Source organism: Mesorhizobium sp. LNHC221B00, assembly GCF_000502935.1.
GTDB classification, from domain to species: Bacteria; Pseudomonadota; Alphaproteobacteria; order Rhizobiales; family Rhizobiaceae; genus Mesorhizobium; species Mesorhizobium opportunistum.
On record NZ_AYWR01000056.1, the window covers coordinates 1 to 7497 of the forward strand.

Sequence of the window (7497 nt, forward strand, 5' to 3'; positions counted from 1 at the left end):
CAGCTTGAACCATGAGGGGAAGCGCAGGGCCATGGCTGCATCGGCCCTGTCCTGCTGTGCCTTGAGCAGCACGGCATTGCCGACGAGATCGGGCAGTACGCGCGACGTGGGCATAGGCGTCAGCCATGGTGCGGCGGGTATGGTGCAGGGCAGCATGACCACATCCTGCATCTGGTGCGCGACAGCGTCGAACACCATGGCCAGTGATGACAGCCATATCTCATGCTCGGCCCTGGCGATGATGGCGTTGACCGGATCGGGATCAAGGTAAGGCTTACGNCCATATCTCATGCTCGGCCCTGGCGATGATGGCGTTGACCGGATCGGGATCAAGGTAAGGCTTACGATAGGCATCAGGGTCCGGGCGACGCGACTTGGAGTTCCATCCGTTCAGCTCGACACGATGCGGCTCTGTCCTGTCGCTACCATCAGGATTGGTGCCGACTATGGTGTCGACCGTCCTCGCCACAAACCACTTCTCCTGCCCATTGCCGAATGCCTCGAACTGTTCGGTCGTATCGTCGAGCTGCATCGCCTCAACATCCCAGCCCATCACCGCGCGGCGGATGATCAGTTCGGACGGCTTCAGCCGGAGCGTCACCCTGCCCTGCCCGTCATCGCTGGTCATGCGCCGCCATGCATCGCTGACCGCCTTGGCGCCAAGGCCGGCGAAGCGGTCAAGCTCGGGCGCCGGGCGCCAGTCCTCGGGTAGGTCCAGCGCATAGTCGTCGAGCGCCATCACCGCATCGCCGATCGCCTGCGCATCCTCGCACGGCCAGCTGTCGGCGGAAAAGTCCGGCACCGCACCGAAGGCGTTGACGCCGAACGCGTCGACCAGCGACAGCAGTTCGGCGAAACGCCCGGTGCTGTCCCATCCGCCGGCCATCGCCATCGGCCCGTCCTGCCGCCTCGGCACCTTCGGCAACTCGTCGCGCCACGCCCAGGCGATGACATCCTCGACCGGCCCGCTGCGCTTCCCCTGCGCATTGCGGCTCAACGGGCGGTTCTTGCTGGTCACAAAGCCCATTTCGGCACTATCGGCACTGTTTTTCATCATCTGCACTTTCGTTCGAGTAGAATAAACCCTTGCTTTCGCGAGCAAATTAACGATCAAGAACACGCAAGTGCAGGAAGTGCAGGCAATCGCCGATAACGCATAAGACAGAAGCCGCTTGCCCCTATCCCCTTGGCTAAGTCCTCACATGCGGCACATCGAAAACACCTGCACTTGCTGCACTTCCGGCACAACTTGCTGATTTCCCTATCCCTTTGGCAGTGTCGATGACGCGGCGAGGATGGCGGATCGGCACTAGCGGCACTGCGAAAGAGTGCCGACAGACGCGATGTCAGCCATCGCAGCGCGAAGCCTGACCAAGGGGACAAGGGAAAAGAACGCATCATGCGGCCTCGCGCATTTTGCGTGCCGCTATCCGTCCGATGAATTCGAAGTATGCCGGCGGGATCGCCTCGCACAGTTCGGCGATCGTCATCCAGTCGATGCCCATGGCAATGCGCGCTTCGACCACGGTGAATTCGGGAATGGTCTTGTCGAACTTGCGCCGACTATCCCTGGCGCCCTCTCCGTAGATGCCAATCGTTCGGTTGCCCCAATGACCATGCGCGCAAGGCAGATCGAGGTCAGGACGGGAGCGGTCGACAAAATTCGTTTCAAAGTTTCGGTGGCGCCGCAGTTCGGCGCCAGACACACCCAGCGCGAACATGCTGCCGCACAACTTGAACGGGTTGATCAGCGGAGCGCCGACGACGTTTTCGATGCAATAAAGCGCGCCAGAAGCCACCAGGCGCGACCGCGTGGCCGGGATCAGATCCGGATGCGGTCGAGCGTCCGGCATTGTTTTCATCGACGTGTGCGCCTGACATGGCGGCGATGCCCAGATGAAGTCAAACCCGTCGAGCGGGAAGGTGATCGCATCGGCTTGGTGAAACTCGAACGGATAGCGAGGCTGCGGCCGGATATCGACGCCAACCACATCAAAGCCAGCGCGATGCAAGCCCATGCCGGCACCGCCAGCACAGCAGAACAGATCCAGGGCGCGAGGTTTACGCGTCACCGCCCATCCTCCCCATAGCCGCCGGGCTGTTGTCCGTGGTCGCCGCCCTGCGACTGCCATTCGATCCTGATGCCGATGCCGCGATAGAAGGTCTCGCCGTTCGAGCGCGCCTTCTGGAACTGCTTCATCTGTCCGTCCGGCCCCTCGAAGCTCCGCTCGGCCGACTTGGCGAAGCGCTTTTCGAAGGTCGAGCGGTTGAAGGCGAAGACGCCTTCGGACGCCGCGAACTTTTCGAAGGCGTGATAGAGGTCGATCGGCTTTTCCTTGTCGTCGGGGTTGCCGGTGACATGGCAGGCCATGCGGATGAAGGTGCCGATGGCGTCGCTTTCCTGGCGGTATTCGTTCGACGCCGCGCGCACGCCCTCGGGGATCTCCAGCCCGTGATTGAGATATTCGACGGCGCCCTCGACCATCCAANTGCCGATGGCGTCGCTTTCCTGGCGTTATTCGTTCGACGCCGCGCGCACGCCCTCGGGGATCTCCAGCCCGTGATTGAGATATTCGACGGCGCCCTCGACCATCCAAGCGAAGACCGCGCCGGCCTCGGCCCGCAGCTTTCTAGGAAGCGCGCGGTCGGTGTCGCCCTCGGCGATCTGCACCGTCCATGGCACCAGCAGCAGGCGACGCCAGATGCCGTCCGAATCATCGTCGATGCGCGGCTTGTGGTTGCCCGACAGCACGATCTTGAAATGCGGGTCGACCTCGAAGAAGTCCTTGTGCAGGCGGCGTACCGGGATCTTCTCGCCGCCGGTCAGCGTCTTGATCAGCGCGTCCTTGAGCTTGACCCCGGCTTCCGGCTCGGATGCCGCCACCAGCCGCGCGCCGGGCAGCCGGGCGAGATCCGGCGTCGCCTCGCCGCCGCCGCGCTTGTTGTCGCCGGAAAAGCTGTCGATCGACAGCGTCACCGCATAGTCACCCATGATGAAGCACAAGAGGTCGACGAAGGTCGACTTGCCGTTGCGGCCGGCGCCATAGAAGAACAGCATCACCTGTTCGATCGTCAGCCCGGTCAGGAGATAGCCGCAGAAGCGTTTCAGGAAGGCCCGGATCGACTGGTCGGGCTGCACCTTCATGAGAAACTTGCGGAATTCCGGCATTTCTAGCTTTGCGTCGGCGTCCCAATCGGCCTCGACCATCTTGGTGTTGAAATCGCCCTGGCGGTGCTCGCGCAGGCGCGCCTGCCAGCGGGTCAGGAAACGCGGATCCTCGGGATCGCTCTCCTCGTCCTCGACCTCGATCTGGTGGAATTCGATCGTGCCGTTGCGGCAGTTGACGCTGTAGCGGTCGGTGTTGAGATCCTGCACCTTGCGCGCCATGTAGGGCTGGCCCTCGGCGAGCAGGTTGTTGAGCTTCGACGATCCGGCCGTCGACTTGGCNCCTTGCGCGCCATGTAGGGCTGGCCCTCGGCGAGCAGGTTGTTGAGCTTCGACGATCCGGCCGTCGACTTGGCGTGGCGGCGACGCGAGCCGATGCGGGCGCCGAGCTGGTCAACGATGCGCTTGGCCGCCTCGACCGCCATCTCGTAGTCGCGCTTGCGCGCCAGAGCGCCAATGTCCGGCAACCGCTTGCCCTTGTCGGCTTCCATCCGCGCCAGCGCTTCCATCGCCACTTCGCCGGCGGCGATGACGGCATGCTCGTCGTCGCTCGGCTCGATGATGCCGGCTTCCTTGCGGATCAACTCGGCTGTTCTGTGCGCCAGCTGGCGGATCAGCGAGCCGTCCTCGTCTTCCTTCCAGCGCTTGCCGTCGAAGACATGCCAGCCGATATGCGCCACGCAGATGGCGATGTGACTGGCCGCGCCCGCATGCTCCTTCGCCAAGTCGCCGAAGCGGCGACGCAACCGGCGGCCATTGCCGATATCGGTTTCCGGCTCGGCAGCGCAGGCCGCGAGCAGCAACCGATCGGGCGTCGGATCATCGCCTTCTGGCGGCAGATCGTCGTCCGGAAAATCCGGCTGAAAGTCGTCATCCTCCTGCATGCGTCAGGTCGCCGAAGCCTCGCCTTGCGGCGAATTGAGGGACCGGATCATGTCATCGAGATGAGATGCCGAGATATATTCCCAGACGACGCCAAGTCCGCCACACTCATGGCACCCGGAACCGACATAGCAGCCAAACATTTTGCTATACGGAAAGTATCCCGTTTCGGCGCCTTCATTTGTTTCATGGCAACCGGTGCATGCGCGCCAGCCGCAGGCCGCCCCATCTTGTTCGCCTTCCTCCATCACTTCCTTGATACGGGCGGCAAAATCGATGTTGTCTTGTGCCATTCCCCTACCCCATCCGCCCCATGCGCACGCGCGTCGTCACGCTGCGCAGATAGGGCCGTTCCTCCAGCACCACCCCTGGCCGTCGCCAGGACTGCCGGCCGGCGCGCTCGGTGCGATCCTCCTGGCGGAAATTCGACGCCATGCGGTTGATCGCCTGAAACACGCGCAGCTGTTGCGCCGTCGAGCGGTCGAAACGGTGCGCCATGTAGAGGTCGTAAAGCTCGGCGCCGCGCTTCATGCGGCGGTTGTTCCAGTCTTTCCGGCATTTTGGCGCGCAGAACTCGCGACCGCTCGCCCATTCGAACGGCTCGCCGCATTCCAGGCAGGCGTCTAGGCGCGCCATCAGGAAACGGCCTCCAGATCGTCAACCGCCTCGTCGTCGTGCAGCGGCGCGTCGGAAGCCGCTTCCGGCCCCGTGCCGCGCTCCAATCCGGCGAGCGCGTCAGCCGAAACCGCCGATGTTTCGCGCGTCATGTTGATGCGCGCCTGGCGAAAGTACTTGTCCTTCAGCTCGAAGCCGAGGCCGCGCCGGCCCGACTGCACCGCCGCCCAGACTTCCGAGCCGATGCCGAGGAACGGCGTGAAGACGATGTCGCCGGGGTTGGACCACAGGTCGATGCAGCGCTCGATGACGTCGAGCTGCAGCGGCGCGATATGCGCCTCGTCGCCGGCATCCTTCGCCGTCAGGTATTGCAGGGTGCGGGATTGCCGGATGTCCATCCACACCGGCGAGGCATAGCGCTGCCAGACCTCGATCGAAAACCAGTTGCGGCTGTCATTGTCGGTGGTGAATTTGGCATAGTCCGGCCCGGCGCCCTCGCCGACATAGCGTTTCAGCGCACCGGCCACCGGCTCGGGATTGTCGCCCGGCTTGCGGAAGGCGACGATATAGTCGGCCAGCGCCTGCCCCGAAATGGTCGAGTCCTTCACCACCTGCTTGTGGTTGAGCCGATGCGACTTCGACCGCGCCTGCGCCACCACGGCATCCTTCCAGATGCAGACCTCGGAATGGAAATGCCAGCCGGCATCCTGCCAGGCGCGAATGACCTCGCCGCGAAAGTCGCGCATGCCGATGAAGCCGTCGCGCCGCTTCGAGGTCGGCAGCTGCATGACATGCACCGCCTGGATGCGCCCGGGCATGGTGATGCGCAGCATTTCCGAAATCAGGAACTGGTAGTGCTGCCAGAAGGTCTTGCCCTCGGAATTCGACAGATCGCGATCCGAGCCGGAGAATTTATACAGGCCTTCAAAGGGCGGCGAATGCACGCCGAACTGCACGCTGTCGCCCGGCACCGCCCGGATCAGCTCGCAGCTGTCGCCCTGATAGATGGCGTAGCGGTCGGTGACGTCCTGGTCGACGGCTTTGATGGCGGGAAGCTTTTTCATGCGGCGCCGCCTTGCAGGACGGCGCGACCAGCATCTGTGAGCGACGGTTGGGAGCCGATATAGTCGGTGATCAATCCAGAACCGCGCAAAGCATCAAGGCAGGCCCCGAGCCATGCGCCCCACTCTGCCCAAGGGCGCTTTCCTGCCACCATTTCCAGAACCTGCATTTCACGCGGCGTGATGGTCATGCGAATTCCTCCCAAGCCGGCAGCCGCAACTTCTGTTTCGGCTGNCCTGCATTTCACGCGGCGTGATGGTCATGCGAATTCCTCCCAAGCCGGCAGCCGCAACTTCTGTTTCGGCTGGTAGTCGTGACGCTCCAGCGCAGCACCCCGCACCGCGACCGACGACAGATCGGCCATGTGGCGCACCATCGCGGCTGCCATGCGTTCGGCGTCGGCTTCCTTGCGGTCCTGGTTGGCGACCACAGCGCCTTCGGTGTCGGCGGCGATGAAGTCGGCAGTCACCGGCATCTTCTGCCCGAACCGCCAGAAGCGGCGGATCGCCTGGTAGACCTGCTCGAAACTGTCGTTGAGGCCGACGAAGCCGGTGCGGTNCGAACCGCCAGAAGCGGCGGATCGCCTGGTAGACCTGCTCGAAACTGTCGTTGAGGCCGACGAAGCCGGTGCGGTGGCAGTGCTGCCAGTTCATGCCGAAGCCGCAGATCGTCGGCTTGGTTACCAGCACTCGGATCTTGCCCTGGCCGAACGCCTTGATTTTCTCTTCCTTGTAATCGTCATGGTCGCTGCCGCGCACCTCGACGGCGCCGGGGATGGCCTTGGTGACGCCCTCGGTCTCGGCGTTGAGGTTGCCCCACCAGACGAAGGTTTCATCGGCCGGCGTCAGCGCCACGGCGCGGGCAATGCGATGCTCGATCGTCGACTTGCGCGCGTGGTTGCGCTCCTGCATCGTCTTGGCCGCGACAGGCAGCAGCGAAAACTGCCCGGCGTCTTCCCAATGCGAGCCGGTCTCGACGACATGCAGTCGTTTGGTCAGCGGCGGCAGCTCATACCCGTCGTCGGAATAGCCGAGGTCGGACGGCTTTCGCAGCATCACCGCCCATGACGCCATCCATGCCCAGAAATCATTCTCGGCATGGCCCTTCAGCCGCCAGTTGCGCGTTTCCGACCCGTCATGGGTGAAGAACGTCGCCAGCATCGAGAAGTAGGACATCACGCCCAGAAACTCGGCATGGCTGCCAAGCTCCATGAAGTCATTCGGCGCCGGCGTCGCGGTGGCGGCAAGGCGGAACGGGATCGGCTTGGCGATCTCGATCAGCCGGTTGCGGTAGTGGCCGTCGAAGCTTTTCAGGATCGAGCTTTCGTCGAGCGCGATGCCGCCATAGTTGGCGAGGTTGAACAGGTCGAGCTTCTGGTAATTGGTGATCGCGGTTTCGTCGACGACGCCGTCGCGCGTCACCACCTTAGCCGACAGTCCGTATTTTTTTGCCTCGTCCTCATGCTGCGGCCCGACCGCCAGCGGCGCGAACAGCAGCACCGGCCGACCGGTATGGTTGGACACGACGCGCGCCCAGACCAGCTCCATCAAGGTTTTGCCCAGACCGGTGCCGGCGAAGATCGCCGCCCTGCCCCGCCTGAGAGACCAGCGCACGATGTCGCGCTGGTGCGGAAAGAGAAAATCCGGCAGTTCCGGCAGCGTCACCAGCCCGCTGGCGACATCGGCGACGCGCTTCTGCGCGAGGAAATCGTGATAGGCCTGCAGCGTCATGCCGCCACCTGCCTGGTGGCGCTGGTCATGTGCCTGCGGCAA

Annotated in this window: 7 protein-coding genes and 1 pseudogene; all 8 read right to left on the minus strand. The window is 63.6% G+C overall.

The genetic code is table 11. From position 1 onward, the window contains the following. Positions 1–1397: 1397 nt before the first annotated feature. The 8 genes and pseudogenes from X741_RS136645 to X741_RS136615 all read right to left on the minus strand — a co-directional run bounded on the left by X741_RS136645 (position 1398) and on the right by X741_RS136615 (position 5915). Positions 1398–2018: a DNA cytosine methyltransferase gene (locus X741_RS136645; RefSeq protein ID WP_023780994.1), complete on the minus strand. Its 621-nt coding sequence runs from the start codon at positions 2016–2018 to the stop codon at positions 1398–1400. A gap of 50 nt (positions 2019–2068) precedes the next feature. Continuing rightward, entirely contained in the window at positions 2069–2485 is a 417-nt protein-coding gene (locus tag X741_RS136640; RefSeq protein WP_023780995.1) for a hypothetical protein, read from the minus strand. 30 nt (positions 2486–2515) lie between these two features. Continuing rightward, on the minus strand, positions 2516–3388 hold the full coding sequence (locus X741_RS136635; RefSeq protein ID WP_023780996.1) for a phage/plasmid primase, P4 family: 873 nt from the start codon (positions 3386–3388) through the stop codon (positions 2516–2518). A 293-nt stretch (positions 3389–3681) separates the two neighbouring features. After that, positions 3682–4050, minus strand: a pseudogene (locus tag X741_RS1000000171365) (hypothetical protein); the annotation flags it as partial. A gap of 3 nt (positions 4051–4053) precedes the next feature. Beyond that, the gene (locus tag X741_RS136630) at positions 4054–4341 is read right to left on the minus strand and encodes a hypothetical protein (RefSeq protein WP_023780998.1); all 288 of its coding nucleotides are present in this window, start codon (positions 4339–4341) and stop codon (positions 4054–4056) included. 4 nt (positions 4342–4345) lie between these two features. Next, positions 4346–4684 carry a hypothetical protein gene (locus tag X741_RS136625; protein WP_023780999.1) on the minus strand — a complete coding sequence of 113 codons (339 nt, stop codon included), beginning with the start codon at positions 4682–4684 and terminating at the stop codon, positions 4346–4348. Continuing rightward, complete coding sequence (locus X741_RS136620; RefSeq protein ID WP_023781000.1) at positions 4684–5727, minus strand: DNA methyltransferase; 1044 nt, start codon at positions 5725–5727, stop codon at positions 4684–4686. Before X741_RS136620 ends, X741_RS136625 begins: the two co-directional genes overlap by 1 nt. Continuing rightward, entirely contained in the window at positions 5724–5915 is a 192-nt protein-coding gene (locus tag X741_RS136615) for a hypothetical protein (RefSeq protein WP_023781001.1), read from the minus strand. Before X741_RS136615 ends, X741_RS136620 begins: the two co-directional genes overlap by 4 nt. Positions 5916–7497 lie beyond the last annotated feature (1582 nt).

Bases quoted from the DNA above. Each gene is read 5' to 3' on its own strand.
- X741_RS136635 (WP_023780996.1), bottom strand. From the start codon at position 3,388: ATGGCGCGCAAGGTGCAGGATCTCAACACCGACCGCTACAGCGTCAAC.
- X741_RS136630 (WP_023780998.1), bottom strand. From the start codon at position 4,341: ATGGCACAAGACAACATCGATTTTGCCGCCCGTATCAAGGAAGTGATG.
- X741_RS136620 (WP_023781000.1), bottom strand. From the start codon at position 5,727: ATGAAAAAGCTTCCCGCCATCAAAGCCGTCGACCAGGACGTCACCGAC.
- X741_RS136625 (WP_023780999.1), bottom strand. From the start codon at position 4,684: ATGGCGCGCCTAGACGCCTGCCTGGAATGCGGCGAGCCGTTCGAATGG.
- X741_RS136645 (WP_023780994.1), bottom strand. From the start codon at position 2,018: ATGGGCTTGCATCGCGCTGGCTTTGATGTGGTTGGCGTCGATATCCGG.
- X741_RS136615 (WP_023781001.1), bottom strand. From the start codon at position 5,915: ATGACCATCACGCCGCGTGAAATGCAGGTTCTGGAAATGGTGGCAGGA.
- X741_RS136640 (WP_023780995.1), bottom strand. From the start codon at position 2,485: ATGGTCGAGGGCGCCGTCGAATATCTCAATCACGGGCTGGAGATCCCC.